The sequence below is a fragment of the Yoonia litorea genome, from assembly GCF_900114675.1.
Classification (GTDB): Bacteria; Pseudomonadota; Alphaproteobacteria; order Rhodobacterales; family Rhodobacteraceae; genus Yoonia; species Yoonia litorea.
Genome location: NZ_FOZM01000001.1, coordinates 17224 through 41593, shown reverse-complemented (window position 1 = coordinate 41593; position 24370 = coordinate 17224). Strand labels below are relative to the sequence as shown.

Sequence of the window (24370 nt, the reverse complement as noted above, 5' to 3'; positions counted from 1 at the left end):
ATGATCAACAATGATGAAATTGACAGCACCGAAAAAATTTGATCAAATTTGTGTAATGGGGAAAAGTTCGCCTGATCTCAAGCAGCGCCGCAGTGAGTCTCTTTGCGCCGCAACACCTTGACCTTACACGACACATCACTGCTGCAACCTCTGGTTTGGCAGCCCTTGCAACAATCGGGCGCATGACGCCGTCCGGACCGAATGACAGAGGCCACCATGAACGTACTTGCCAACTATCCACCGACCGAAGAACTGCAGGCCATAGATTCAGCACACCATCTGCATCCGTTCAGCCATGCCAATGAACTGGCCTCCAAAGGACCGCGCGTGATTACATCCGCCAAAGGTGTCTGGCTTAAAGATAGTAACGGCGAAGAAATCATTGACGGCATGGCGGGTCTCTGGTGCGTCAATATCGGCTACGGGCGCGATGAGCTGGCAGATGCCGCCGCTAGGCAGATGCGCGAATTGCCTTACTACAATACGTTCTTCAAAACGACGACCGTCCCGGCACTGATGCTGGCCAAAAAGCTGGCCGAACTTGCGCCAGCACATATGAACCAAGTGTTCTTTGCCAGCGGCGGCTCGGATGCCAATGACACAAACATCCGGCTTGTGCGCACCTACTGGGCCGAAAAGGGTCAGCCTGAGCGCAATGTCATTATTTCGCGATGGAATGCCTACCATGGATCGACCATCGGCGGCACGTCGCTTGGCGGCATGAAAGCCATGCATGGCCAAGGCGGCCTTCCTATTCCCGGTATCGAGTTCATCGACCAACCGAACTGGTGGGCCGAGGGTGGCGATACCAAGCCCGAAGACTTCGGTCTCGAGCGCGCGCGCCAACTGGAAGAAAAAATCAAGGAAATCGGACCTGAAAAGGTAGCGGCATTTATCGCAGAGCCTATTCAGGGGGCGGGCGGCGTGATCGTGCCGCCTGACACCTACTGGCCTGAAATCCAGCGGATCGTGAAGAAATACGGCATCCTTCTGATCGCCGACGAAGTGATCTGCGGCTTTGGTAGAACCGGAAACTGGTTCGGATCAGAAACCGTCGGGATCGAACCCGATATCATGACTATCGCGAAGGGTCTGAGTTCAGGCTATGCACCCATTGGCGGTTCGATCGTCTCCGACGAGGTGGCTGAGGTTTTGCGCGATACAGAGTTCAACCACGGCTACACATATTCAGGCCATCCGGTGTCCTGCGCCGTCGCCCTCGAAAACCTGCGCATCCTTGAAGAAGAGGGCATCGTCGACACTGTGCGCGACGTGACCGCGCCATACCTGAAAGAAAAATGGGAAGCCTTGGCAGATCACCCTCTGGTCGGAGAGGCCAAGATTGTCGGTATGATGGCATCCGTGGCCCTGACACCTGACAAGGCGACACGGGCTACTTTCGCAGCGGAAAGCGGAACAGCGGGCTTTATCTGCCGCGACAGATGCTTTGCCAACAATGTCATCATGCGCAGTGTTGGTGATCGTATGATCATCGCCCCTCCGCTATCGATCACCTGTGAAGAGATCGACATTCTGATCGCACGCGCGACCAAGTCGCTCGATGAGGCATATGAAAAGCTGAAGGCTGATGGCCTGTTGGTCGCTGCGTCCTAAATGGATCTTCTGACTGCAAACGACCGTCCGGGCGAATACCCGGCTTCCTACTACGCGGAAAACGCCGCGCATCTCGCACCTTTCCCGCAAGCAAAGGGAGAGATTGCTTGCGATGTCTGCGTTGTCGGTGCCGGATTCACCGGGCTTTCGACGGCATATCACCTGGCAGAGCGCGGCTATGATGTCGTTGTTTTGGACGCGCAGCGCGTCGGCTTCGGGGCGTCAGGGCGTAACGGTGGCCAAGTCAGCATGGGCCAACGTCGTGAGCAGGATGACCTCGAAGGCGTCGTTGGTGAGGCGCATGCCCGCGATCTGTGGAAGATCGGCGCTGAGGCGGTCGATCTGATCAAAGAGCTCTGTCAGCGCGACGAAGTACGCACAGAGTTTGTACCCGGTATCGTGCACGCCGTGCATCGTGCGCGTGATCACAAGCACAACAGGGCCTATGTCGCGTTCATGCATCAAAAGTATGGCTATGACCAGATCCGCGTTTTGGAGCCCGACGAATGTCGTGAAACGGTGAATTCACCATCATACTACGGCGGAACGCTTGATATGGGTTCAGGGCACGTCAATCCACTTGAACTGGTCTTCGGTCTCGCGCGTTTGGCGCAAGGTGCTGGCGCGCGCATATTCGAGCAATCCAAGGTTAAAAAGATCGACGAAGGTTCTCCGGCAACAGTCCATTCTGAAACGGCGCAAGTCACCGCCCGATATGTTGTTCTGGCCTGCAATGGCTACCTTGGCAGTTTGAACGCCCATGTTGCCGCGCGTGTTATGCCGATCAACAACTATATCGTCGCGACCGAACAAATGTCGGCCGAGCAGCAAGAAGCGATTATCAAGAAGAACTATGCGGTGGCGGATAGCAAATTTGTCGTGAACTACTTCCGTTTTTCGGAGGACCGGCGCCTCCTATTCGGCGGTACCGAAAGCTACGGTTACAAGTTTCCAGCCGACATTGCGGCATCTGTGCGCAAACCGATGACAGAGATTTTTCCGCAACTGGAAAACGTGGGTATCGACTATGCATGGGGCGGAACACTCAGCATCACGATGAACCGGCTGCCTCATTTTCATAGGGTGAAGGGGAATATCATCTCGATGTCGGGCTATTCCGGCGCAGGCGTGGCACTGGGCACGTTGTCGGGCCAACTGGCAGCGGAGGCGATTGCCGGTCAGGCGGAACGCTTTGATGTCATGGCGCGCATCCCCACACCGCCATTTCCGGGCGGGTCGGCTTTGCGTTCGCCCCTAATGGTTCTAGGGATGCTTTGGTACGGTCTTCGTGACCGCCTTTAGGCAAAGCGCCATGGCAATCCTGCTTTGAAAGGCGATAGACTGGATATCCTACGCTACTTTGGCTACCGTAGTTTGCGTAAAAACAACGAAAAATGCGCAGTAAAGTGATGGGTCACGACGGTGCCATTGCCCCAATTTCACCCAACTGCGCGACTATCGTGAAAGCCACAGTGCTTTGAAAGGTAGAGCCATATGAAAGAAGCCGCGCAATCCATGACGCCTCAAGAGGCAGCACAAGCATTTTTCGGGCAAGATGATACCGCGTTTGCTGAAACTGTCGCGCTGCTGACCAAGAGTGATCCACGTCTTGCGAAAGTGTTTCAAAGCACCCGCAAGAGGTTTCTTGACGAACAGGACTAACTGGATTGTGAAAATGACCGCTTTCAAGGTCTTCACACCTGCTTCAAAGCGTCCAAAATCACTGAAAATGGCTTGACCTTTTGGGTCGCGACAGGTTGAACGACCCCCAGACTTTATTGGGAATATAGGTGGTTTCATATGGACGATCAGAACAGAAACCTGATCTTGGCGACCGTGTTGAGCTTTGGCGTCATTCTGGCGTGGACGACCTTGTTCCCACCGGAAGATATTCCGGTCGAGCCGACCGAAACCGCGACAACGCTGACCGAAGATCCGACGCTGCCATCGGCTGATCCTGTCGCACCTACGGCCACCACACCAAGTGAAGCACCCGACCCGGGCAGCGATGCACCGCGCGTGCCGATCGAAACAGCCGAATTGTCCGGGTCCATTTCCCTTCTGGGCGGCCGGATCGACGATCTGGCACTGACACAGTACCGCATCTCTGTCGAAGACGATGCCCCGATCGTACGTCTGTTGCGCCCTGTTGGTGAACCCGGTGCGTATTTTGCAGCCTTTGGGTGGACTGCGACTGACGGTCTCGATGCCAGCGCTGTCCCCGGCCCTGATACACTTTGGGAGCTGGAAAGCGGCGATACACTGACACCGTCGAGCCCTGTCACCCTGTCTTGGGACAATGGTGCCGGACAGATATTCCGCACCGAAATCGCCGTTGATGACAGCTTCATGTTTACCTTCGCGCAAAGCGTTGAAAACACCAGCGATGCAGCGGTTGCCGCGCGGCCATATGGCCTGCTGCGGCGCCATGGCGAACCTGAAGACCTCAAGAATTTCTTCATCCTACATGAAGGTCTGGTGCGGATGACCGATGGCGAGCTGGAAGAGACCGGCTACGACGACATCAGGGAATACAGTGTCGACGAACGTGAACGGACGCAGGCTGAGCGTCTTGATGTGACGGCGTCCGGCTGGATCGGTTATACCGACCACTACTGGATGACGACACTCATCCCTGACCAGTCATCGCCGTTCCGCTCGACCTCCAAATACTTCGACAACCGCGACCTGTTCCAGGCCGAGGCGGTGATGCCTATCGAAACAGTTGGCGCAGGCGAAACAACGACGGTCACCACGCGCCTGTTTGCTGGTGCGAAGGAATGGGAAGCCATTCGCAGCTATGAAAACGAAGGCGGCGTGCAGGGCTTTCTCGACAGCATCGACTGGGGCTGGTTCTTCTTTCTGACCAAACCGATCTTTGCGTTGCTGCACTATCTGAACATTTTCATCGGCAACATGGGCTGGTCGATTATTGCGCTGACGGTGATCCTCAAGATCATCGTGCTGCCACTGGCCTATAAGTCGTACGTGTCCATGGCCAAAATGAAAGAGCTTCAGCCAGAGATGGAAGCCCTGAAAGAACGTGTTGGTGAGGACCGGCAAGCGCTGCAACAGGGGATGATGAAGCTTTACAAGGACAACAAGGTGAACCCTGCTGCGGGTTGTCTGCCGATCTTGCTGCAGATTCCGATCTTCTTCTCGCTCTACAAGGTGATCTTTGTCACAATCGAACTGCGGCACGCTCCGTGGTTTGGCTGGATCGAAGATCTGAGCGCACCTGATCCGTCGTCGTTCATCAACCTCTTCGGCCTGCTGCCATTTGCTGGCCCACCTCAGGGGTCGATCCTTGCGCTGATCTTTATCGGTATCCTTCCGATCCTTCTCGGTGTGTCGATGTGGCTACAGCAAAAGCTGAACCCGGCTCCGACAGATCCGACACAGAAGATGATCTTCGCATGGATGCCGTGGGTCTTCATGTTCATGCTCGGCTCGTTTGCTTCGGGTCTGGTGATCTACTGGATCGCAAACAACATCATCACGTTCATTCAGCAGTATGCGATCATGCGAAGCCATGGCGCGAAACCCGATATCTTCGGAAATATCCTTGGCGATCGCGGCAAGAAGAAGGCCGAAGGTGGGAAAGAGGGCAAATAGCATGGCGCGTGTCGCCGCATTGTGGCGGCATCCCATCAAGAGCCACGGTCGCGAGGCATTGTCCGAGGTCACGCTGACCACAGGCCAAACAATGCCGTGGGACCGGCATTGGGCAGTCATGCATGACGCTGCCCAAGTCGATCACGATAACCCCGCCTGGGCCATTTGCCGGAACTTCATGATCGGGGCAGCCACGCCCGGGCTTGCCGGTATCTGGGCAGAGCTGGACGAGGGTACAGGAACAGTGACCCTCACCCACGCAGACCTTGTCAGCCACGTCTTTCAGCCCGACAACCCAGATGACTGGCCAGGATTTCTGATGTGGGTTCTGCCGCTTTGCCCTGCCGACAAGCGCCAGCCAAAGGGCATCTACAAGGTCGCAGGGCGCGGCATAACGGATACGCCTGAACCGACGATATCGATCATGAACACCGCCTCACATACGGCCGTGGCCGCGCAAGTCGGACAACCGCTTGAACAGGAGCGATGGCGCGGGAATATCTGGCTCGATGACCTGTCCGCATGGGATGAGTTTGACTGGATCGGCAAAACCATCCGCATTGGCGAGGCCGAACTCTCGGTCACTGAGCCGATCCAACGCTGCATGCACACAACAGCCAATCCGCACACAGGGCAGCGCGACGCAGACACATTGGGGGCCTTGCGCAGCGGCTGGGACAACCAGAATTTTGGCGTCTATGCCGTGGTCGCGAAGACCGGTAAGATCGCCATGAACGATACGGCAGAGGTGCTCTGACACATGGAGATGCGCTTTCCCGAGGTGGAAACGCCGGACGAGGCAAGCCTTGAAAAGGGCCGTCTGCTTTTTGCGGGCGAAACCGAGTTCCTGAAAGGTGTTGTCGCCATGAGCGGCCTGCCACCCGCAGACCGTGTTGAGGTCTGCTTTGCGGGGCGCTCGAACGTTGGCAAGTCGTCACTGATCAACGCTTTGACGGGGCGCAAGGGCCTTGCACGTGCCTCCAACACGCCTGGCCGGACGCAGGAAATCAACTTCTTCACCGCGCGTGATATCTACGTTGTCGACTTGCCCGGTTATGGCTTTGCCAATGCGCCTGTTGCTGTGGTTGAAAAATGGCAAAGGTTGCTCAAGCAATATCTGCAAGGCCGCCAGACCTTGCGGCGGGTCTTTGTGTTGATCGACGCGCGACATGGCGCAAAGGCCGTTGACGAGGAAATCATGTCGCTGCTCGACTCCGCGGCTGTGACGTTTCAGGTCGTGATGACCAAGACGGACAAGCTCAAAGGCGAGGCTCTCAAGGTCTCTCTGGACAAAACCCGCGCGGCACTGGCAAAGCACCCCGCCGCCTATCCTGAGATCTTGCTGACCTCATCTGAGAAAGGCGATGGTATCGCCACGCTGCGTGCCATCATTGCGGGTATAGAATGAAGAAAAGAGATGACGATATGAATCGTGACTGGATAGCGACGGCCCAGACCCTCAGCCAGGCGTTGCCATATATGCAGCGCTATGCCGGTGCGACAGTCGTTATCAAACTTGGCGGGCATGCCATGGGCAGCGATGAGGCGATGCACAGTTTCGCACGAGACGTCGTGCTGATGCGTCAAGTCGGTCTCAATCCGGTCGTCGTCCACGGTGGTGGACCTATGATCAACGAAATGCTGGCGAAGCTCGCAATCAAGTCTGAGTTCGTCAATGGCAAGCGCGTGACGGACCAAGCGACCATGGACGTCGTCGAGATGGTGCTTTCCGGCCAAGTCAACAACCGCTTGGTCCAGGCCATCAGTGATGAGGGTGGCAAAGCTGTCGGGCTCTCGGGCAAGGACGCCCACCTGATGATTTGCGAGCAAACCAATCCCGACCTTGGTTTTGTCGGCACACCTGTTGCCGTCGACCCGACGATTATTCGCGATTTGCATACCGCCCACGCAATCCCGGTGATTGCACCGCTTGGGATGGGCCGCGATGGCGAAACATACAACATCAACGGAGACACAGCTGCTGGCGCAATCGCAGGGGCCCTGCGTGCCGACCGCCTTCTTCTGTTGACGGATGTTGCCGGGGTAAAAGACAAGGCCGGGAGCGTGCTGACTGAAATCGACCCTGCCATCATCCCCGATTTGATCGCAGATGGCACAATCGGAGGCGGGATGATCCCCAAAACCGAAACTGCTCTCGCTGCGATGAACGAAGGCGTGAGAGCGGTTGTCATTCTGGACGGACGTGCGCCGAATGCATGCCTTCTGGAGCTCTTCACCGATCATGGTGCTGGCTCGTTGATCCGCCGCCCGCGCTGACGTTGATGGGACATATGACGCTTTCCAGCCTGCTCGACCCTCTCGGTCTGCGCGTGCTGGGCGAGCTGTCCGAAGATCAGAATACGATCACGCTTCTTGGACCAGACGAACCAGCGTTCTGGGCGATATTTACGCAAAGCACCGAATATCAGGACGGTGCCCCTGACCCGATGGATCGCTGGTCGCTGCGGGTCATCGGTGATCTGGCTGAAACGCTCGGCGCGGAGCCGTTGTTTCCATTCGGTGGACCACCCTACGCACCTTTTTACAGCTGGGCCGTGGCGTCTGGCCGCTTCTGGCCCTCCCCGATAGGGTTTCTCGTCCACGATGACGCCGGTCTCTTCGCCTCTTTTCGCGGCGCGCTACGCTGGAACCAACCGGTCAGCGCGGGTGAAACTACGCAACCGTGCCAGCAGTGCCATGCCCCCTGCAAAACCGCCTGCCCCGTTGACGCGTTTGCTGACGGCTACGATGTGGACGCCTGCAAGGCCTATGTCCGGTCGTCCGAGGGCCGCGACTGTCGCATCAATGGATGCCTTGCACGACGTGCATGTCCGGTTGGTGCCGGCAAGCGTCTGGCGGCGCAATCCGCATTTCATATGGAGGCATTCCTATGAGGCTCATTCTCATCCGACACGCAAAGTCGAGCTGGAGCGATCCGTTTGCAAACGATCACGCAAGGGTCCTCAACAAAAGAGGCCGCGCCTCAGCCAGAGCAATCGGCGCATGGTTGGCCGACAACGACTATGTGCCAGCGATTATCCATTGCAGCGACGCCGCAAGGACGCAAGAAACCGCCGAACTGATTATGCCTTACTTCGACACGCGTCCGAAACTCCGCCTGTCACGCAGGCTCTACCACGCAGCCCCTGACACGATCACTGATCTGGTCCGCAAAGAAAAGCATGATGTCGTCGCAGTGATTGGACATAATCCCGGGATCGGTATGCTCGCCAACCGTATCGTCACAGAACCGCCATCGCATCCCAGATTCCACGACTATCCGACGTGCGCGACGACTATCGTTGATATGGCAACGCCAGACGCAAAAGATGGGACCTGCGTCGACTTCATTGTGCCAAGGGATCTGATCGGTTTCGACCGCGAGGGTTAAGGCTGTGCTAGCTGGACCGGCGTCTCTCCCGAAGGGTCACGCCACGTCATGCCAAGAGGCTCTTTTCGGGTCAGATGATCTTTGCAATCATCGCTGTGTACTCGGAGAAAAATGATGAAGAAATACCTTCAAAACTTAAGAGGGTCTCCGGTTATCAAGTCGTTTGTTACCAAGTTTGGCCCCAGAATATTCAAACAAACGGCGCGTCCGCAGCATACCGATGAAGTCACAATTCCGGACCTCAGGGCAGTGATGGAAAGTGTCTATCATACAGAGGGGCATTTGCGCCAAATCCCGATCAAGGACAAACCACGGCTGAAACGTGCAGCCTAGCGACTGAAAAAGAAATGCCCGGGAAAGCAATCAGCTCTCCCGGACATTCTTAACTTGTTGCGGCGCTTAGTGTCCGAGGATCTGGCTCAAGAACAACTGTGTGCGCTCAGACTTTGGATTGTTGAAGAACTCTTCTGGCTCGTTCTGCTCAACAATCTGGCCTTGGTCCATAAAGATCACGCGGTTGGCGACCTGACGGGCAAAGCCCATCTCGTGGGTCACGCACAGCATGGTCATCCCCTCTTCCGCGAGCTCGATCATAGTGTCCAGCACCTCTTTGATCATCTCGGGGTCGAGTGCCGATGTCGGCTCGTCGAACAGCATGATGCGCGGACGCATGCACAGCGAACGGGCAATCGCCACACGCTGCTGCTGACCACCCGAAAGCTGACCGGGATACTTGTTCGCCTGATCAGGGATTTTCACCTTCTCAAGGAAATGCATCGCTGTTTCTTCAGCTTCCTTCTTGGGCGTCTTGCGCACCCAGATCGGCGCAAGCGTACAGTTCTCAAGGATCGTCAGATGCGGGAAGAGGTTGAAGTGCTGGAAGCACATGCCAACCTCCGAGCGGATCTTGTCGATATTCTTGAGGTCCGAGGACAGCAATGTGCCGTCCACGGTGATCTTGCCCTGCTGATGCTCTTCCAATGCGTTAATGCAGCGGATGAGCGTGGACTTGCCCGAACCGGACGGACCACAGATAACGATCCGCTCGCCCCGGTTCACTGTCAGGTTGATATCACGAAGAACGTGGAACGCACCGTACCACTTGTTCATACCTTCAATTGTGATGGCGACCTCGTCTGAGACCTGCATCTGTGATGTATCCACATTCGTGTCCATGGATGGTTGTGTTTCGGCCATAAGATTAGCCTCCCCTTAGCGGTGGTCGGTTGCGAGACGACGCTCCAACCATTGTGAGTATTGTGAGATGCCGTAGCAAACGACGAAGAACAGTACGGACGCTGCCATGAACAGCTCCCAGTAAACCCCGTTCCAGTCGGTTGACGACAGGATTGGACCGCGGATCATGCCGACCAGATCGAACATCGAGATAACCGAGACGAGTGTGGTGTCTTTGAACAGCCCCACCGCCACGTTCACGATGCCCGGGATCGAGATCTTCAGTGCCTGCGGAAGAATGATCAGACGCATTGCCTGTGCGTAGTCCAGACCAAGGCTGTCAGCAGCCTCGTACTGGCCCTTGGGCAAAGCGGCCAGACCACCACGGATCACCTCGGCGATATAGGCCGAGCTGAACATGGTGATCATGATGATCACGCGCAGGATCAGGTCAAAGGTTGTCCCCGGTGGCAGGAAGTAGGCCAGAACCACGTTCGCAACGAAGAGCAAAGTGATCAGCGGCACGCCACGGATAAACTCGATGAAGATCACACAGATCCACTTGATGATCGGCATGGACGACTGACGGCCCAGCGCCAGCACGATACCCAGCGGCAAGGACAGTGACACACAGACCACGCCAAGGATCATGTTGAGCATAAAGCCCCCCATGTCGCGCGACTGTACAGCCTCAAGGAACGGCTCTTCGGGTGCCAGCGCTGCCGTGACATAGCCACTGAGCCACCAGAAGATCAGTGCTGCCAGGACGCCTCCGAAGAAGCCCATCGCAAAGCTGTCCCGGACATAACGGCTGTAGACCAGATAACCGACAACAATGCCCACAAGCGCAAACAGCGGCGTGAGGATTGTCCCACCCCAGATCAGCCAGAAGGCGATGAAGGGATAGAGCGCTGTGAAGATCAGCAACTTGCGGGGCAAGTCAAAGAACATCACCGGTGCTGCTGCAAAGAACAGCAGCACGAACGCCAGTGCCGGCCGCCAGTAAAGCTCTGATGGATAGCTGAACCCGAACAAGAGCTGGTTCCAGCGTTCAGAAATCACCGAGAAGCAAGCGCCTGTTGTCCCGTCCAGAACCTCGCGACATTCCGCAAGAGAGTCAGTGTTCCAGATGCCGTTTGCGATCCATGGCAGCGCGAAGGCCGCAAAACGGTAAATCACATAGAGCGCAACAAGGGTCAGGATGCCGTTTGGAATGGTGGAGAAAAGGTTCTCCCGCATCCATTTGACGGCGCCCCGCTCACCGACCGGAGGCGGCAGTTGTGGAAGGGTTTCTGTACGGACGAAAGCGACCGAATGTGCATGTGTATCTGACATATCAGCGCTCCTTCAGCTTTACAGAGTTGTTGTAGACGTTCATCACCGCCGAAATCAGCAGCGAGATTGTCAGGTAGAACAACATCAAGAGCAGGATCGCCTCAATCGCGCGACCTGTCTGGTTCAGCGTGATGCCACCCAGCGTCGCGGTGACGTCCATGTAACCTACCGCAATCGCCAGAGAGCTGTTCTTGGTGATGTTGAGATACTGCGAAATCAGCGGCGGGATGATCACCCGCAATGCCTGTGGCAGGATCACCAGATTCATGATCCGTCCGGGACGCAGACCCAATGACGCTGCCGCCTCTGTCTGCCCCTTCGAGATCGCCTGAATACCGGCGCGCACGTTTTCCGCGATAAATGCGCCCGTATAGATCGCCAACGCAAACCACAGCGCGATCAGCGACCCCCTGAGCTGGATGCCACCTTGGAAGTTGAACCCCTGCAAGGATGGGTAATCGAGCGTGATAGGACGTCCTAGAATGAAATAGACAAGAATTGTCGGCACGAAGAACATTGCAATCGATGGCCAGAATGTTGGCAGAAGCTGGCCCGTGGCATAAAGCTTCTTCGTCGCATAGCGGCGGTAGGCAAAGATCCCGATCACAGATGCGATAAAGACCGCAATCACAATCCACCCGGCTGCACCATCAAGCACCGGCTTGGGCGTATAAACCCCGCGGTTGGTGAAGGCGAACATGTCAAAGAGCATCGACGAGTCAGGGTTTTCACCCCGGAACGCGCGCGGCGCAGGCATGCTGACCGTCATGATCGAGAAAATGATGATGATCCAGATCAGAACAGGGATGTTCCGGAAGATCTCAACATAAAAGGACATCAGTTTGCGGATGACCCAGTTGTTGGAAAGACGCAAAACACCGGCGATCACGCCAAAGATCGTCGCAGTCACGCAAGCCAGAAACGCGACGATCAGCGTATTGAGGATACCGACGGCCGCGGCGCGAAAGTGCGTTGACTGGCTGTCATATTCAATTGGCCGCTGGTTGATGTCATACCCTGCCGGTTCGCCAAGAAACCCGAACGAGATGTTCAGGCCAGCCGCAGCAAGGTTGCGCACAAGGTTCATGCCCAGATACGCCATGAAGGCGATGAGCAAAGCCAATGCAATAAATTGAAAGGTGTAAGATCGGTAACGCGTGTCGTTGATGAGCATCGACAGGCGGAACGACCCCTGTGGTGGGTCTGTGACCGTCGTCATTATGGTTTCCCCGTCTTTTTGACGCTTATTTTTCTATGCCGGTTATCCGGCGTGTTTGCGTCAGAATTTTTTGGCCGTCTTTGGTGAAAGGGCGCGGTCGTAACCGCGCCCTTTGATCTTGCAAATTGTCCTTAACGGAATGGTGGAGAGTAGAGCAGACCACCGTCTGTCCACTGCGCGTTCAGACCGCGCGCCAGACCGATTGGTGTGTTCTCGCCGATGTTCTTTTCGAACAGTTCGCCGTAGTTACCACCAGCAGCAATTGCGTTCTTCGCCCAGTCTGCTTCCAGACCCAGCATTGCGCCCAGCTCACCTTCTGTGCCCAGCAGGCGGTTTACTTCTGGGTTGCCAGTTGGTGCCGCTGCCAGTTCTTCGATGTTGGCAGATGTCACGCCCAGCTCTTCAGCTGCGATCAGCGCGTTCAGTGTCCAGCGGACAATGTCGCCCCAGTCGTTGTCGCCGTGACGTACCAGCGGGCCGAGTGGCTCTTTGGATACGATTTCAGGCAGCAGAACGTGGTCGCCTGGGTTTTCGAAGGATGCACGTGTCGCAGCCAGACCGGATGCGTCAGTTGTGTAAACGTCGCAAGCACCGGCAAGGTACTGCTGCTGTGCTTCAGCGTTGGTTTCGATCGGCACTGGCTCGTAGCTGATGTTGTTGGCGCGGAAGTAGTCGGCCAGGTTCAGCTCTGTTGTTGTGCCTGTCTGAATGCAGACAGTTGCGCCATCGAGGTCTTTTGCAGACGATACGCCGAGGTCACGTGGGACCATGAAGCCCTGACCGTCGTAGTAGTTGATGCCGACAAATTCGAACTTCAGGTCAACGTCACGGCTGAATGTCCATGTGGTGTTACGTGCCAGCATGTCGATTTCGCCGGAAGCCAGCGCGGTGAAGCGTGTCTTACCAGTAGTTGGAACGAACTCGACTGCTTCTGGGTCACCCAGAACAGCAGCAGCAACAGCGCGGCAGACGCCAACGTCGAAGCCATCCCAGACGCCGTTCGCGTCTGGCGACGCGAAGCCAACCAGACCGGTTGTCACGCCACAGTTCAGCACGCCACGTTCGCGGACGTCATCAAGTGTCGCAGCGGAGGCTGTTGATGCAGCCAGACCGGCAACAGCGAGTGCGCCGTAAAATGCGGTTTTTTTCATTTTTACCTCTTCCTGAGTTGTCACCCCTAAGGGGCGATCAATTTTTTTCCCGTCCCGATAGACAGTATAGTGAATGAGAGGATCGCGCCCTCTCAGTGCACCAAGACTTTGTTTAAACGCCTCGGGAGTCAAGGGCGCGGCACATAAAACGACCGCCATTTGACGGAAAATTGGGCAAATTTGCGTGTGTTGGCCTTTTCGTCGGCAGCAAGACTAACGCAAGGAAAGCCGGAAGAACCTGGCAGCATCGAAAAAAGCCACACGCTTGGCCTCCTCACTGGCGGCCGCTTCTTCGTCTTCGCCCCACTGCTCAATCTGCCAGTGTTCATCAATCCGCGACAGTCGCCATGCTTCGTCTTCGCTGATCGCGCCCTTCATTACGGCGATAGCCAGAACAAGCGATCCTGATATGCTGATCAGGTCATGGGCGCCTGCCAAAGCAAATTCGTCAAGATCGACCAACTCGTCGCGCAACCGCAGCAGCGCCTTCTCGGTTTGCGGCACATGCATGACACCTTCGCCGACAAAAAGCCGCGCGCCCAAGGCGTTGGCCGCCCAGTCAAGCATTGGGTCCCAGTTTTCTTTTTGGCGGGTGACGAGCGCATCAGGGCCAGCAGCGCGATAGCAAAGCAGATCGCTGTCACCATACTCCGCCAGCAATGCAATCACTTCCTCGCGCTGGTGACGCACCTTGTCGATGGCCGCATTCGCGCCCTTGGTGACAGGCATCGTGCGGGGATCGACCTCTTTTTCCTGCGCATCCCATTCTGATGCGATAGCTTCTGCCATCGCTTTGGTGGGGACCAACAGTGCTGCTTTGGCAGGCGTCCGTACAGGGCGGCCATCAAGCAACACGCCATAGCCATCGTTTTCTTCTGAAACGCTCGCTTCTTTCCAAAATCGTTTGGGTTTCCAGTCACTCATCTTTTGTCAGCCTAGCAGTCTATCCACAGCGGCATCGAGGGCCGCAAAGTCGTCAATCATTTCGTCTGGCATCAGATGCTCGGCCGGATGATAGCCCCACGGCACACCGATCTTTTTGACACCAGCAGCACGCGCCATGTCCATGTCATAGGTGGTATCGCCCACCATCACCGCGCGATGCTGCATGACGCCGGTCTGATTGAGAGCAGTCAGGATCATCGAAGGGTTTGGTTTGCTGGGGTGGTGATCAGCAACCTGTTCGCTATGAAAGACGCCTTCCAGCCCGTGTCGCTCAAGCACCTTGTCCAAGCCGCGACGTGACTTACCGGTCGCAAGGGCAAGAAGGGTGTCATCCCGCTCCAGCAAGCGATCAATCGCAGCACGCGCACCAGGAAACAGCGGGCCCATTTCCTTGTTCTGCGTGCGCAACCCGACGAACGCATCCTTGTAGGCGTCAACCAACCGCCCCTGCTGCCGCTCATCCACATGAGGCATCAACCGCTTGAAAGCTTCGGCCAGCGAAAGGCCAACAATCGAAAGCACCGCCGCCCGCTCAGGAAGCGTCAGGCCCTCTGACTGGAACGCGGCACCCATCGCGGCCATGATCTCGGCCTGACTGTCGATCAGTGTGCCATCGACATCGAAGATGACAAGTCGAAGATCACTCATCGGGCATATTGAACGGATCGACCGGCGCATGGCCCACGACCCAGCCCACAAAATCCCACGTATGCTGCATATGCTCTGGCAACGGGGCCGTGATGTGAAGTGTGGCACCAGTGGCGGGGTGTTCGATCGTCAGGGACCGCGCATGCAGATGAAGCTTGCGGCCGATCTCGGACCCCATACCAGCACCCCAGCCATCACCAAGGTTTTCCTGAGACGAACCACCGTATTTGCCGTCGCCTACAATCGGATGGCCAATCTCGGCCATATGGGCACGAAGCTGATGGGTGCGGCCTGTAATCGGAACCAAGGCACACCAGGCCGCGCGGCTGGCAAGCTGATCCATCACCGCGTAGTCAGAGGTGGCCCGCTTTGCACCTTCGGTCGTTTCAATGTCGCGCGGATGTACGCAGCGCATCTTTTCGTTCTCGCCGCCGCGACCATGACCCGGCGCTTTGACAAGTCCGTATTTGATTGTGCCTGCGCGTGGATGCGGCACACCTGCTACCGCCGCCCAATAGATCTTCCGGGTCTCACGATGCTTGAGGTTCTCGGTCAGTTTCTTGGCCATCAATCGCGTGCGAGCCAGCAACAGAACGCCAGAAGTATCCTTGTCCAGACGGTGCACCAATCTTGGTTTCTCGTCGTAGTCGTACATCAAGGCCTCGGCCAGCCCGTCGACGTGACGGGTGGTTTTGGACCCGCCTTGCGTCGCCAGTCCCGGGGGCTTGTTGATCGCGATGATATGCTCGTCTTTATAGATGACGCAGGACTGGATCAGCTTTGCATCCGCCTTGCTGACACCGCTTTTGGCAAGTTGCCTTGCCGCCTCTGCCTCTGCCTCGGACGGCAAGGGGGGAATGCGGACCTTCTGGCCTACATCCAGACGTGTATTCGGCTTCACGCGCCCCCCGTCCACGCGCAACTCACCCTTGCGGCACATTTTTTCGATGCGGCCCTGGGTCAGATGCGGAAAAAGACGGCGGAGGTAGCGGTCAAGCCGCTGCTCGGCGTCTTCGGGGCCAATGGTTCTTGTATGTACACCGCTCATGCGGCACCTCCTTTGGCGATCCACAAACCCGCCGCGCAAGCCAATAGCGACAGGAGAACCGATGCGACGACATAGCCGCCCGCCCCTGCGATACGGCCATCCTCGATCAGGCGCAGGGTATCAAGCGAGAAAGCCGAGAACGTGGTAAACCCGCCCAAAACCCCAGTCATGACAAACGGCAACCACGCCTGCAGACCCCGCGCGGCAAAGACGACCCAGACCACACCGATCAGGAACGAGCCGATCACGTTGACAGCAAGCGTGCCCAGCGGAAAGGCCACGGCCAATCCGACAAGATAGCGCAGCACAGCGCCCAAGGCGCCCCCGAGTGCGACAGAGATCACAGGTGTCATCATGCCGCCCCCATGCGGGTTTCAGGGCTGATCGTCAAGTCTTGCCCCGCTTGGCGCGCAAGCTTGCGAAGTAATCAACTCGCTTTTTCAACTCGCGCTCGAATCCACGATCGACGGGGGTGTAGTAAACCCCTCGCTTCATGCCTTCCGGAAAGTAGTTCTGCCCGCTGAAACCATCCTCGGCATCGTGGTCATAGGCGTAGCCCGCACCAAAGCCCTGTTCTTTCATCAGCTTGGTGGGCGCATTGAGAATATGCGCCGGAGGCGGCTCTGATCCTGTCTGCTTCGCAGCAGACATCGCGCCCTTATAGGCCACATAGGCCGCGTTCGATTTTGGCGCGAGCGCAAGGTAGGTGACGGCTTGCACCAGCGCCAGCTCACCCTCTGGGCTGCCCAAGCGCTCGTAGGTTTCCCACGCTTGCAGGCAAATTGCCTGCGCCTGCGGATCGGCCAGCCCAATATCCTCGACCGCCATGCGGGTGATGCGACGGGCGAGGTAACGCGGGTCTTCGCCCCCAGCCAGCATCCGCGCGAACCAGTAAAGTGCGGCATCGGGGTCAGAGCCGCGCACGGATTTATGCAAGGCTGAAATCAGGTTGTAATGCTCGTCGCCAGACTTGTCGTATTTCGCGGCCCGCTTCATCAGGCGCTTGGTCAGCGCGTCGCGATCCAGCTTGGCGTCGGTCTTCCACGCGGCGACCTGTTCGATAAGGTTGAGCAACGCCCGCCCGTCCCCATCGGCCATTTCAAGAAGCGCATCCCGCGCAGGCCCGTCCAGCGGCAGCGGCTTGCCAAGCTCTTTCTCGGCCCGTTGTGCGAGGAGTTCGAGGTCTTTCAGGTCAAGCCGTTTAAGAATGAACACCTGCGCGCGGGACAGCACAGCCGCGTTCAGCTCGAAACTCGGGTTCTCGGTCGTCGCACCCACCAACAGGATCGTCCCGTCTTCCATATGGGGCAGAAACCCGTCCTGCTGGGCCTTGTTGAAACGGTGGATTTCGTCAACGAACAAAAGCGTGCCCTTGCCGTTCTGGCGCCGCAGCTTGGCCGCCTCAAAGACTTTGCGCAACTCGGGTACACCGGTAAAGATCGCGCTGATCTGCACGAAATGCAGGTCGGTTTCGTCGGCCAGAAGGCGGGCGATGGTCGTCTTGCCGACGCCGGGCGGGCCCCAGAAAATGAGCGACGAAAGCGAACCGGAGGCAAGCATCGTCCCCAGCGGCGCATCGGGTCCAAGCACCTGATCCTGCCCGATGACCTCCGACAGTTTCTTGGGCCGCAAACGATCCGCCAGCGGGCGTGGGCCAGCAGGGGCGGTGGACGGGGCGCTGTCGAAAAGATCGGCCATGACACTTACAATATGGGTTGCACCAAAAAGCGAAAGCCCCGCCGATACCGGCGGGGCTTTGCAAAATCGAACCGCGAAGGTCTTAGTCTTCTGCGTTCTCGTATTCTTCCAGACGGGCCTTGTCGGCAGCGCCCTTGGCGTCCACGTCGCGGTCAACGAATTCGATGATCGCCATTGGCGCCATGTCGCCGTAACGGAAGCCGGCCTTCATGATGCGGATATAGCCACCCTGACGCTCGGCATAACGTGGGCCGATGACGTCGAACAGCTTGGCAACGTGCATGTCCTGCTTGAGCTGTGCTGCGGCCTGACGACGGGCGTGCAGATCGCCGCGCTTGCCCAGCGTGACCAGCTTTTCCACCACGCGGCGCAGTTCTTTCGCCTTTGGCAGTGTTGTCTTGATTTGCTCATGCTCGATGAGCGAGCCAGCCATGTTTGCAAAAAGCGCCTTGCGGTGCTCGTGGGTGCGGTTCAGGCGGCGGTAACCTCTTGCGTGACGCATGTGTAAGTCTCCATTTCGTTTTAGGGTGGGCGTAACGCTGCGTGACGTTCGCTCCGTTTGTGGGGCGGGATTGCCCAGATGTTCCCCGGCAACCCGGGCATTTGTGGGTGGGCGTCACCGCCCACCCGAATCTCTTAGAACTGGTCTTCGAACTTCTTGGCCAGATCTTCGATGTTGTCTGGTGGCCAGTCCTCGACGTCCATGCCGAGGTGCAGACCCATACCGGACAGCACTTCCTTGATCTCGTTCAGCGACTTGCGGCCGAAGTTCGGCGTGCGCAGCATCTCTGCTTCGGTCTTCTGGATCAGATCGCCGATGTAGACGATGTTGTCGTTCTTGAGGCAGTTTGCCGAACGGACAGACAGCTCCAGCTCGTCCACTTTCTTCAGCAGCAGCGGGTTGAACTCAAGACCGTCGTCGTCGGAACCGGCCTGTGCCGACTCTGGCTCGTCGAAGTTGACGAAGATCGACAGCTGGTCCTGCAGGATGCGTGCGGCATAGGCCACGGCATCATCAGGCGTGATCGACCCGTCGGTTTCCACCTTCATGGTCAGCTTGTCATAGTCCAGAACCTGACCTTCACGGGTCGGCTGCACGTCATAGCTGACTTTCTTGACCGGCGAGTAGATCGCGTCGATCGAGATCATGCCGATAGGTGCGTCTTCAGGCTTGTTTTTGTCCGCAGACACATAGCCCTTACCGGTGTTGACGGTCAGTTCCATGTAAAGGTCGGCACCATCGTCGAGGTGGCAGATCACGTGATCCTTGTTCAGGATCTCGATGCCTGCGGTTTCCGAGATGTCTGCAGCCGTCACAACGCCAGGGCCTTTGGCCTGAACGGAGAGACGCTTTGGACCTTCGACTTCCATGCGGATGGCAACACCCTTGAGGTTCAGTACGATATCGGTGACGTCTTCACGCACACCAGAGACCGACGAAAACTCGTGCAGAACATTGTCGATCTGAACGGCAGTGATGGCAGCACCCTGAAGGGAGCTCATCAAAATACGGCGCAGGGCGTTGCCCAGCGTCAGACCGAAACCACGCTCAAGTGGTTCAGCAATGACTGTTGCCTGACGGCTTGGATCGTTGCCCGGTTTGACTTCCAATTGAGTTGGCTTAATCAACTCAGCCCAGTTTTTATGGATCATATGTCCCTCCATACTAGTCGGCCTTCATGATCAAAAAGGCAGACGCCCGAGGTTAAAATGACGGATTGGGGCCGTGCGAAATGGCACGACCCCAAGGCGTTGGAATATGTCTTAGACGCGGCGGCGCTTTGGTGGGCGGCAGCCGTTGTGCGCCATTGGGGTCACGTCGCGGATCGACGTGATGTTGAAGCCAACAGCCGCCAGAGCGCGCAGCGCGCTTTCACGACCAGAGCCTGGGCCCTGAACTTCGACTTCCAGTGTCTTCACACCGTGATCCTGTGCCTTACGGCCAGCATCCTCGGCAGCCATCTGGGCCGCATATGGTGTCGACTTACGCGAACCCTTGAAGCCCATTGTGCCCGCGGACGACCATGAAATGGCGTTGCCCTGCACGTCGGAGATCAGGATTTTTGTGTTGTTGAAAGAAGAGTTCACATGTGCAACGCCAGCGGCGATGTTCTTGGAGACCTTCTTCTTGGTGCGTTTGGTATCACGTGCCATTGATCAAGCCCCCCTTATTTCTTCTTGCCAGCAATGGCCTTTGCAGGGCCCTTGCGTGTGCGTGCGTTTGTCGATGTCCGCTGACCACGAACCGGCAGGTTACGACGGTGGCGCAGGCCACGGTAGCAGCCAAGGTCCATCAGACGCTTGATGTTCATCTGTGTTTCACGGCGCAGATCACCTTCAACAGTCAGGTTCGCGTCAATGTATTCACGGATGGACAGAACCTCGGCGTCGGACAGTTCGTTGACGCGACGGGTCATGTCGATGTTTGTTGCTTCGCAGATCTCAGCCGCTTTCGCGTTGCCGATACCGGTGATGTAAGTGAGGGCGATAGGGACCCGCTTTGCAGTCGGGATGTTTACGCCGGCGATACGTGCCACGTGTGTAATTCCTTTTCGTTGCGGGTCCGTGATTCCAGACCCTTTTTTCACAACCGAAGCCCGGAGCGATCGGCGCCGGGCTTTGATATCTCGAGGTAGTCATCCATCGGCGGGAGCGACCCGCGTCAGATCATTTGATTCCCTTCCGGGATGGCGCTGTTTAGGGGGGTATGCCCCAAGGGTCAAGACCGCTTTCCGACAGCAATTACCACTCGTAGCCGAATTGCGTGAAGTCATCCGCGTAAAGGTGCTCGATCAGGTTTTTCTGGTGCTTTGTCCACTGTCTTTCACGGCGAGCGCTTTCTGTCTGATTGAGACGGCCTAGCGTTGCGTTGGGCTCTTTGCCAGTGAGGTCCGTGATACGCTGTGCGATATCGGGCCAATGACCCGCAATCTCTTCTGTCTTGAAAATTTCCAGTCGGTGATCATCAAGAACGTAATGCAACAATAGTGTCTGCGGTTTGAAATGGCTGTCTAATGAAGACTTGGGAACGCTGCTCAGAATTTCAAGAAATGCGTCAAAACTGATTGTCTTGCTCATCCCCAGCCGCGCCGCATGTCCAAAGTATTTTCCCCGGCCCATCTTGTTGCGATAGGTGCTGAAAATGCGTTCGGCAGGGTGACGGACAACGGTGAACATCATTGCCGGATCGTCGATCTCGGCCAATGAACTCCTTAGCGGTTTGACCGGAATGGCGGGATGGTGGTGTATCGTTCCGTCATAGTCGTCATAGTCATGGGCAAAACACGGCAGGATCGCCGAGCGGATAGATGTATTCGCGGCCTTTGGCACAGGGATGTAGATGACTGAGGCACCTGCACCCGCAATGGGAATGCATTGATGATCTTTTGGATCAATCTGACCGGATGCAACCCGACGCGTCCACCGCCTGATGGAATGGGCGCGTCTGATGTCTCCGATGATATGCATCCAGTTTTCCTGAGGCGGGGCTGCTCTCAGGCTACCCGAGGCAACGTGAGATGCTTTCAGCAACCTCATCCATGCTCGCCAGTCCATCGACTGACTTCAGATCGCCCTTTGCATAGTAGTAGCCAACCAATGGGCTGGTCTGCTTGTAATAGGCCATCAACCGCGTGCGCAGGCTGTCCTCGTTATCGTCGGCTCGCCGCTGGAAGTTCTCTGCACCGCAATTGGTGCACTTGCCGTCGGCAGGGATCGGTTTGGTGTTGTCGTTATAGACCTCGCCGCAGGAGCCGCAGGTCGCACGAGCAGTAATACGCGCCACGAGCGCCTCATCGTCGACCTGCATTTCAATTACGCAGTCGAGGCTTTCGCCCAAGTCGTCAAGCAAGGCCCCCAATGCGTCGGCCTGTGCCAGCGTGCGTGGAAAGCCGTCGAAGATGTAGCCTCCGCCGCCCTGCCCGCTTTCGAGTTGTTCGCGGATCAGGCCGATGACGATTTCGTCTGTGACAAGCTCACCGCGATCCATGACCCCGGCAACCATCTTGCCCATTTCAGTTCCGCTTGTCCGCGCAGCACGCAGCATGTCGCCGGTGCTCAGTTGCACCATATTGCGTTCATCAACGAGGCGGCGGGCTTGTGTTCCCTTGCCGGCTCCTGGTGGTCCAAGCAGAATAATATTCATCGACGCGCAGGCCCTTTCCGTTTTGCGTTACGTTTGCCGCGCAATTGAGATTTCTCAATCAGGCCTTCGTATTGATGCGCCACAAGGTGGGACTGGATCTGCTGGATCGTGTCCATACCGACAGACACAATAATCAGAATAGACGTCCCGCCAAAGTAGAATGGGATGGCAAGCTCAGCACGGATCACCTCGGGCAGCAGGGCAACCAGTGCCAGATAACCCGAACCGAGGACCAGAATACGGGTCACAACGTAATCCAGATATTCCTCTGTCTTCTTGCCGGGACGAATGCCCGGAATAAAGCCATTCTGGTTCTTGAGGTTCTCGGCCACGTCCTCGGTCTTGAAGGCGACTTCGCGTGTGTAGAAGTACGTAAAGAAGATGATCATGCCGCCGAAGAAGATCAGGTAAAGCGGTTGACCGGGGCCGAAAAGCGCAAGGATCGTTGACATCACAGGGCCGGATGAACCGCCGCTGAATGTGCTGATCGTCGTCGGCAGGAGCAGCAAGGCAGAGGCAAAGATCGCAGGGATCACGCCAGCCGGGTTTACCTTGATCGGCAGGTGGCTGGTTGATCCGTCATAGACCTTCATGCCGCGCTGCTGGCGCGGATACTGGATATGGATCTTGCGCAGGCTGCGCTCCATGAAGACCACAAATGTCAGCACGACCGCCAGCATCACGATGATGCCGACAATCACCAGCGGGCTGATCGCGCCGGTGCGGCCCTGGCTGAGAAACTGCGCCAAAGCGGCCGGAATTTCGGCAATAATGCCAACGAAGATGATCAGCGAAATACCATTGCCGATACCGCGCGCGGTGATCTGCTCACCCAGCCACATCAGGAACATGGTGCCGCCGACGATGGTGATGACCGTCGAGGCCTGGAAGAAGAGGCCCGGATTGGCTGCCAGACCGCCTGCTTCAAGGCTGACAGCAAGCCCGTAGGCCTGTGCGGTCGCGAGCACCACGGTGCCGTAGCGGGTATACTGGTTGAGCTTGCGCCGTCCCTGCTCGCCTTCTTTCTTGAGCTGCTTCAGCGGTTCCCACATGGAACCCAGAAGCTGCATCACGATCGAGGCAGAGATGTAAGGCATGATGCCCAGCGTAAAGATCGCCATACGTGACAGCGCGCCGCCGGTGAACATCGACAAAATGCCACCGATCCCGGCCTGTGCGTCATCCATGAATTGCTGCAAGGCAATCGCATCAATACCGGGCACAGGAATGAAGGTACCGAGGCGGTAAACAATCAACAAACCAAGGGTAAAGAAGATGCGCTGGCGCAGTTCAGTTGCTTTGCCAAGGGCGGACCAACTGACGTTGGCGGCCATTTGCTCTGCTGCAGAAGCCATATGGGTCTCTTTTCAATACGAACGCCGCTGCACGGTTCCCCGGGCAGCGGCGATGGGAAAACTTCGGGAAGATATGTAAGCGACGGCTCCGCCGCTCACAAGGTCTTACTCAGCCGCTGCCGGTGTTGTGACAGTCAGTGAACCGCCGGCCTTTTCAACAGCCTCGACAGCGCCTTTGGATGCGCCAGTCACGGAGATGTTCGCCTTTGCGGTGAAATCACCTTTCGCCAGAACGCGGATGCCGTCTTTCTTGCGGCGCACAAGGCCGGATGCGACCAGTGCGTCTTCGGTGATGTCGGCCTTGGCGTCGATCTTGCCGTCGTCGATGAATTTCTGGATCAGGCCCAGATTTACAACAGCATAGGCCTTGCGGTTGGGCTTGTTGAAGCCGCGCTTTGGCAGACGCTGGTAGAGCGGCATCTGGCCACCTTCATAGCCTTTGATTGCTACGCCCGAACGGGACTTCTGACCTTTGATACCACGGCCACCGGTCTTACCTTTGCCGGAACCAGGACCACGGCCAATACGCTTTTTGCGTTGCGTTGCGCCTTCGTTATCGCGCAGTTCATTCAGTTTCATGTCGCTTCTCCTTATGCCGGAATTGGCCCCCAGCGACGGGAGCGGCCAAACACGGCGTTACATATTGAGTCGGGGCGGAGTGCTTGCCGACTGCGCGCGTATAGACGGATGCGGCAGAGGGATCAAGCCTCAGGACGCAACGTGCGGCGGGGTGTTTTGACGGTGCTGCCGCAAACGGGGGGTCAGTATGGTAAACGGCCACAAAACAAGGGCTCTGCACGATGCACCGGCCGTGCACGGGGTGTACACATGCCGTACACCGGCTGTGCATACGTCTTGCCACATGTTGCGGGGTTAAAGGGGCGCGCGGTGGGAAAGGTGAATGGCAGGGTAAGGTTTCGTTGCAGCCTTTAGGGAAAGTGGTGCGATATCGAACTATCTTGGTCGTCGTTGTCCGTTGGGGTTCACGCAAACCAAGGGGGCTTGGACCGTCTCGGAAATGATCCAGCGGA

Annotated in this window: 27 protein-coding genes; 10 read left to right on the top strand and 17 right to left on the bottom strand. The window is 57.1% G+C overall.

All coding sequences use genetic code 11. The features are described from left to right. Positions 1 to 201: 201 nt before the first annotated feature. From BM316_RS00265 to BM316_RS00225, 10 genes are all read left to right on the top strand, one after another. A complete protein-coding gene (locus BM316_RS00265; protein WP_375342228.1) occupies positions 202 to 1614 on the top strand; it encodes an aspartate aminotransferase family protein in 1413 nt (470 codons plus the stop codon). Beyond that, the gene (locus tag BM316_RS00260; protein WP_090202490.1) at positions 1615 to 2916 is read left to right on the top strand and encodes an NAD(P)/FAD-dependent oxidoreductase; all 1302 of its coding nucleotides are present in this window, start codon (positions 1615 to 1617) and stop codon (positions 2914 to 2916) included. Between the two features lie 192 nt (positions 2917 to 3108). Beyond that, positions 3109 to 3276, top strand: a complete 168-nt coding sequence (locus tag BM316_RS16620) for a hypothetical protein (RefSeq protein WP_165606509.1) — start codon at positions 3109 to 3111, stop codon at positions 3274 to 3276. A 138-nt stretch (positions 3277 to 3414) separates the two neighbouring features. After that, positions 3415 to 5229, top strand: a complete 1815-nt coding sequence (gene yidC, locus BM316_RS00255) for a membrane protein insertase YidC (protein WP_090202487.1) — start codon at positions 3415 to 3417, stop codon at positions 5227 to 5229. Position 5230: 1 nt separating this feature from the next. Continuing rightward, a complete protein-coding gene (locus BM316_RS00250; RefSeq protein ID WP_090202483.1) occupies positions 5231 to 5986 on the top strand; it encodes an MOSC domain-containing protein in 756 nt (251 codons plus the stop codon). A 3-nt stretch (positions 5987 to 5989) separates the two neighbouring features. Next, on the top strand, positions 5990 to 6637 hold the full coding sequence (gene yihA, locus BM316_RS00245; RefSeq protein WP_090202480.1) for a ribosome biogenesis GTP-binding protein YihA/YsxC: 648 nt from the start codon (positions 5990 to 5992) through the stop codon (positions 6635 to 6637). Beyond that, positions 6634 to 7506: an acetylglutamate kinase gene (gene argB / locus BM316_RS00240; RefSeq protein WP_242649687.1), complete on the top strand. Its 873-nt coding sequence runs from the start codon at positions 6634 to 6636 to the stop codon at positions 7504 to 7506. The genes yihA and argB overlap by 4 nt, the downstream gene beginning before the upstream one ends. 14 nt (positions 7507 to 7520) lie before the next feature. After that, the gene (locus BM316_RS00235; RefSeq protein WP_090207269.1) at positions 7521 to 8123 is read left to right on the top strand and encodes a 4Fe-4S dicluster domain-containing protein; all 603 of its coding nucleotides are present in this window, start codon (positions 7521 to 7523) and stop codon (positions 8121 to 8123) included. Then, on the top strand, positions 8120 to 8620 hold the full coding sequence (locus tag BM316_RS00230; RefSeq protein ID WP_242649685.1) for a SixA phosphatase family protein: 501 nt from the start codon (positions 8120 to 8122) through the stop codon (positions 8618 to 8620). Before BM316_RS00235 ends, BM316_RS00230 begins: the two co-directional genes overlap by 4 nt. 111 nt (positions 8621 to 8731) lie before the next feature. Continuing rightward, positions 8732 to 8953 (top strand): hypothetical protein, encoded by a 222-nt coding sequence (locus BM316_RS00225; RefSeq protein ID WP_090202477.1) that lies wholly within the window; start codon positions 8732 to 8734, stop codon positions 8951 to 8953. 66 nt (positions 8954 to 9019) lie between these two features. On the opposite strand, the gene BM316_RS00220 is transcribed toward BM316_RS00225, so the two are convergent. From BM316_RS00220 to rplO, 17 genes are all read right to left on the bottom strand, one after another. Next, positions 9020 to 9769, bottom strand: a complete 750-nt coding sequence (locus BM316_RS00220) for an amino acid ABC transporter ATP-binding protein (RefSeq protein WP_090207265.1) — start codon at positions 9767 to 9769, stop codon at positions 9020 to 9022. Positions 9770 to 9832: 63 nt separating this feature from the next. Next, a complete protein-coding gene (locus BM316_RS00215; RefSeq protein ID WP_090202474.1) occupies positions 9833 to 11131 on the bottom strand; it encodes an amino acid ABC transporter permease in 1299 nt (432 codons plus the stop codon). A 1-nt stretch (position 11132) separates the two neighbouring features. Continuing rightward, positions 11133 to 12350, bottom strand: a complete 1218-nt coding sequence (locus tag BM316_RS00210) for an amino acid ABC transporter permease (protein WP_090202472.1) — start codon at positions 12348 to 12350, stop codon at positions 11133 to 11135. Positions 12351 to 12481: 131 nt separating this feature from the next. Further along, complete coding sequence (locus BM316_RS00205) at positions 12482 to 13501, bottom strand: amino acid ABC transporter substrate-binding protein (protein ID WP_090202469.1); 1020 nt, start codon at positions 13499 to 13501, stop codon at positions 12482 to 12484. A 213-nt stretch (positions 13502 to 13714) separates the two neighbouring features. After that, positions 13715 to 14425 (bottom strand): ATP12 family chaperone protein, encoded by a 711-nt coding sequence (locus tag BM316_RS00200; protein WP_090202466.1) that lies wholly within the window; start codon positions 14423 to 14425, stop codon positions 13715 to 13717. Between the two features lie 6 nt (positions 14426 to 14431). Next, positions 14432 to 15094, bottom strand: a complete 663-nt coding sequence (locus tag BM316_RS00195) for an HAD-IA family hydrolase (protein ID WP_090202462.1) — start codon at positions 15092 to 15094, stop codon at positions 14432 to 14434. After that, entirely contained in the window at positions 15087 to 16142 is a 1056-nt protein-coding gene (locus BM316_RS00190; RefSeq protein ID WP_090202460.1) for an RluA family pseudouridine synthase, read from the bottom strand. Before BM316_RS00190 ends, BM316_RS00195 begins: the two co-directional genes overlap by 8 nt. Beyond that, positions 16139 to 16498, bottom strand: coding sequence for a fluoride efflux transporter CrcB (gene crcB, locus BM316_RS00185; RefSeq protein WP_090202457.1), 360 nt, complete (start codon positions 16496 to 16498; stop codon positions 16139 to 16141). Before crcB ends, BM316_RS00190 begins: the two co-directional genes overlap by 4 nt. A gap of 31 nt (positions 16499 to 16529) precedes the next feature. Next, on the bottom strand, positions 16530 to 17840 hold the full coding sequence (locus BM316_RS00180; RefSeq protein ID WP_090202454.1) for a replication-associated recombination protein A: 1311 nt from the start codon (positions 17838 to 17840) through the stop codon (positions 16530 to 16532). Positions 17841 to 17922: 82 nt separating this feature from the next. Continuing rightward, positions 17923 to 18342 carry a 50S ribosomal protein L17 gene (rplQ, locus tag BM316_RS00175; protein ID WP_090202452.1) on the bottom strand — a complete coding sequence of 140 codons (420 nt, stop codon included), beginning with the start codon at positions 18340 to 18342 and terminating at the stop codon, positions 17923 to 17925. Positions 18343 to 18476: 134 nt separating this feature from the next. Then, complete coding sequence (locus BM316_RS00170; RefSeq protein WP_165606508.1) at positions 18477 to 19493, bottom strand: DNA-directed RNA polymerase subunit alpha; 1017 nt, start codon at positions 19491 to 19493, stop codon at positions 18477 to 18479. A gap of 111 nt (positions 19494 to 19604) precedes the next feature. After that, a complete protein-coding gene (gene rpsK, locus BM316_RS00165) occupies positions 19605 to 19994 on the bottom strand; it encodes a 30S ribosomal protein S11 (RefSeq protein ID WP_090202446.1) in 390 nt (129 codons plus the stop codon). 14 nt (positions 19995 to 20008) lie between these two features. Then, positions 20009 to 20377, bottom strand: a complete 369-nt coding sequence (gene rpsM, locus BM316_RS00160) for a 30S ribosomal protein S13 (protein ID WP_090207262.1) — start codon at positions 20375 to 20377, stop codon at positions 20009 to 20011. A gap of 205 nt (positions 20378 to 20582) precedes the next feature. Continuing rightward, entirely contained in the window at positions 20583 to 21308 is a 726-nt protein-coding gene (locus BM316_RS00155) for a sulfotransferase family 2 domain-containing protein (RefSeq protein ID WP_165606507.1), read from the bottom strand. A gap of 31 nt (positions 21309 to 21339) precedes the next feature. Next, positions 21340 to 21984, bottom strand: coding sequence for an adenylate kinase (locus tag BM316_RS00150; protein WP_090202441.1), 645 nt, complete (start codon positions 21982 to 21984; stop codon positions 21340 to 21342). Continuing rightward, positions 21981 to 23339 carry a preprotein translocase subunit SecY gene (secY, locus tag BM316_RS00145; protein ID WP_090202438.1) on the bottom strand — a complete coding sequence of 453 codons (1359 nt, stop codon included), beginning with the start codon at positions 23337 to 23339 and terminating at the stop codon, positions 21981 to 21983. The genes BM316_RS00150 and secY overlap by 4 nt, the downstream gene beginning before the upstream one ends. Before the next feature lie 105 nt (positions 23340 to 23444). Continuing rightward, positions 23445 to 23918 carry a 50S ribosomal protein L15 gene (gene rplO, locus BM316_RS00140; RefSeq protein ID WP_090202435.1) on the bottom strand — a complete coding sequence of 158 codons (474 nt, stop codon included), beginning with the start codon at positions 23916 to 23918 and terminating at the stop codon, positions 23445 to 23447. Between the last annotated feature and the right edge of the window lie 452 nt (positions 23919 to 24370).

Bases quoted from the DNA above. Each gene is read 5' to 3' on its own strand.
- BM316_RS00265 (WP_375342228.1), top strand. From the start codon at position 202: ATGACAGAGGCCACCATGAACGTACTTGCCAACTATCCACCGACCGAA.
- BM316_RS00260 (WP_090202490.1), top strand. From the start codon at position 1,615: ATGGATCTTCTGACTGCAAACGACCGTCCGGGCGAATACCCGGCTTCC.
- BM316_RS16620 (WP_165606509.1), top strand. From the start codon at position 3,109: ATGAAAGAAGCCGCGCAATCCATGACGCCTCAAGAGGCAGCACAAGCA.
- yidC (WP_090202487.1), top strand. From the start codon at position 3,415: ATGGACGATCAGAACAGAAACCTGATCTTGGCGACCGTGTTGAGCTTT.
- BM316_RS00250 (WP_090202483.1), top strand. From the start codon at position 5,231: ATGGCGCGTGTCGCCGCATTGTGGCGGCATCCCATCAAGAGCCACGGT.
- yihA (WP_090202480.1), top strand. From the start codon at position 5,990: ATGGAGATGCGCTTTCCCGAGGTGGAAACGCCGGACGAGGCAAGCCTT.
- argB (WP_242649687.1), top strand. From the start codon at position 6,634: ATGAAGAAAAGAGATGACGATATGAATCGTGACTGGATAGCGACGGCC.
- BM316_RS00235 (WP_090207269.1), top strand. From the start codon at position 7,521: ATGACGCTTTCCAGCCTGCTCGACCCTCTCGGTCTGCGCGTGCTGGGC.
- BM316_RS00230 (WP_242649685.1), top strand. From the start codon at position 8,120: ATGAGGCTCATTCTCATCCGACACGCAAAGTCGAGCTGGAGCGATCCG.
- BM316_RS00225 (WP_090202477.1), top strand. From the start codon at position 8,732: ATGATGAAGAAATACCTTCAAAACTTAAGAGGGTCTCCGGTTATCAAG.
- BM316_RS00220 (WP_090207265.1), bottom strand. From the start codon at position 9,769: ATGCAGGTCTCAGACGAGGTCGCCATCACAATTGAAGGTATGAACAAG.
- BM316_RS00215 (WP_090202474.1), bottom strand. From the start codon at position 11,131: ATGTCAGATACACATGCACATTCGGTCGCTTTCGTCCGTACAGAAACC.
- BM316_RS00210 (WP_090202472.1), bottom strand. From the start codon at position 12,350: ATGACGACGGTCACAGACCCACCACAGGGGTCGTTCCGCCTGTCGATG.
- BM316_RS00205 (WP_090202469.1), bottom strand. From the start codon at position 13,501: ATGAAAAAAACCGCATTTTACGGCGCACTCGCTGTTGCCGGTCTGGCT.
- BM316_RS00200 (WP_090202466.1), bottom strand. From the start codon at position 14,425: ATGAGTGACTGGAAACCCAAACGATTTTGGAAAGAAGCGAGCGTTTCA.
- BM316_RS00195 (WP_090202462.1), bottom strand. From the start codon at position 15,094: ATGAGTGATCTTCGACTTGTCATCTTCGATGTCGATGGCACACTGATC.
- BM316_RS00190 (WP_090202460.1), bottom strand. From the start codon at position 16,142: ATGAGCGGTGTACATACAAGAACCATTGGCCCCGAAGACGCCGAGCAG.
- crcB (WP_090202457.1), bottom strand. From the start codon at position 16,498: ATGATGACACCTGTGATCTCTGTCGCACTCGGGGGCGCCTTGGGCGCT.
- BM316_RS00180 (WP_090202454.1), bottom strand. From the start codon at position 17,840: ATGGCCGATCTTTTCGACAGCGCCCCGTCCACCGCCCCTGCTGGCCCA.
- rplQ (WP_090202452.1), bottom strand. From the start codon at position 18,342: ATGCGTCACGCAAGAGGTTACCGCCGCCTGAACCGCACCCACGAGCAC.
- BM316_RS00170 (WP_165606508.1), bottom strand. From the start codon at position 19,493: ATGATCCATAAAAACTGGGCTGAGTTGATTAAGCCAACTCAATTGGAA.
- rpsK (WP_090202446.1), bottom strand. From the start codon at position 19,994: ATGGCACGTGATACCAAACGCACCAAGAAGAAGGTCTCCAAGAACATC.
- BM316_RS00155 (WP_165606507.1), bottom strand. From the start codon at position 21,308: ATGCATATCATCGGAGACATCAGACGCGCCCATTCCATCAGGCGGTGG.
- BM316_RS00150 (WP_090202441.1), bottom strand. From the start codon at position 21,984: ATGAATATTATTCTGCTTGGACCACCAGGAGCCGGCAAGGGAACACAA.
- secY (WP_090202438.1), bottom strand. From the start codon at position 23,339: ATGGCTTCTGCAGCAGAGCAAATGGCCGCCAACGTCAGTTGGTCCGCC.
- rplO (WP_090202435.1), bottom strand. From the start codon at position 23,918: ATGAAACTGAATGAACTGCGCGATAACGAAGGCGCAACGCAACGCAAA.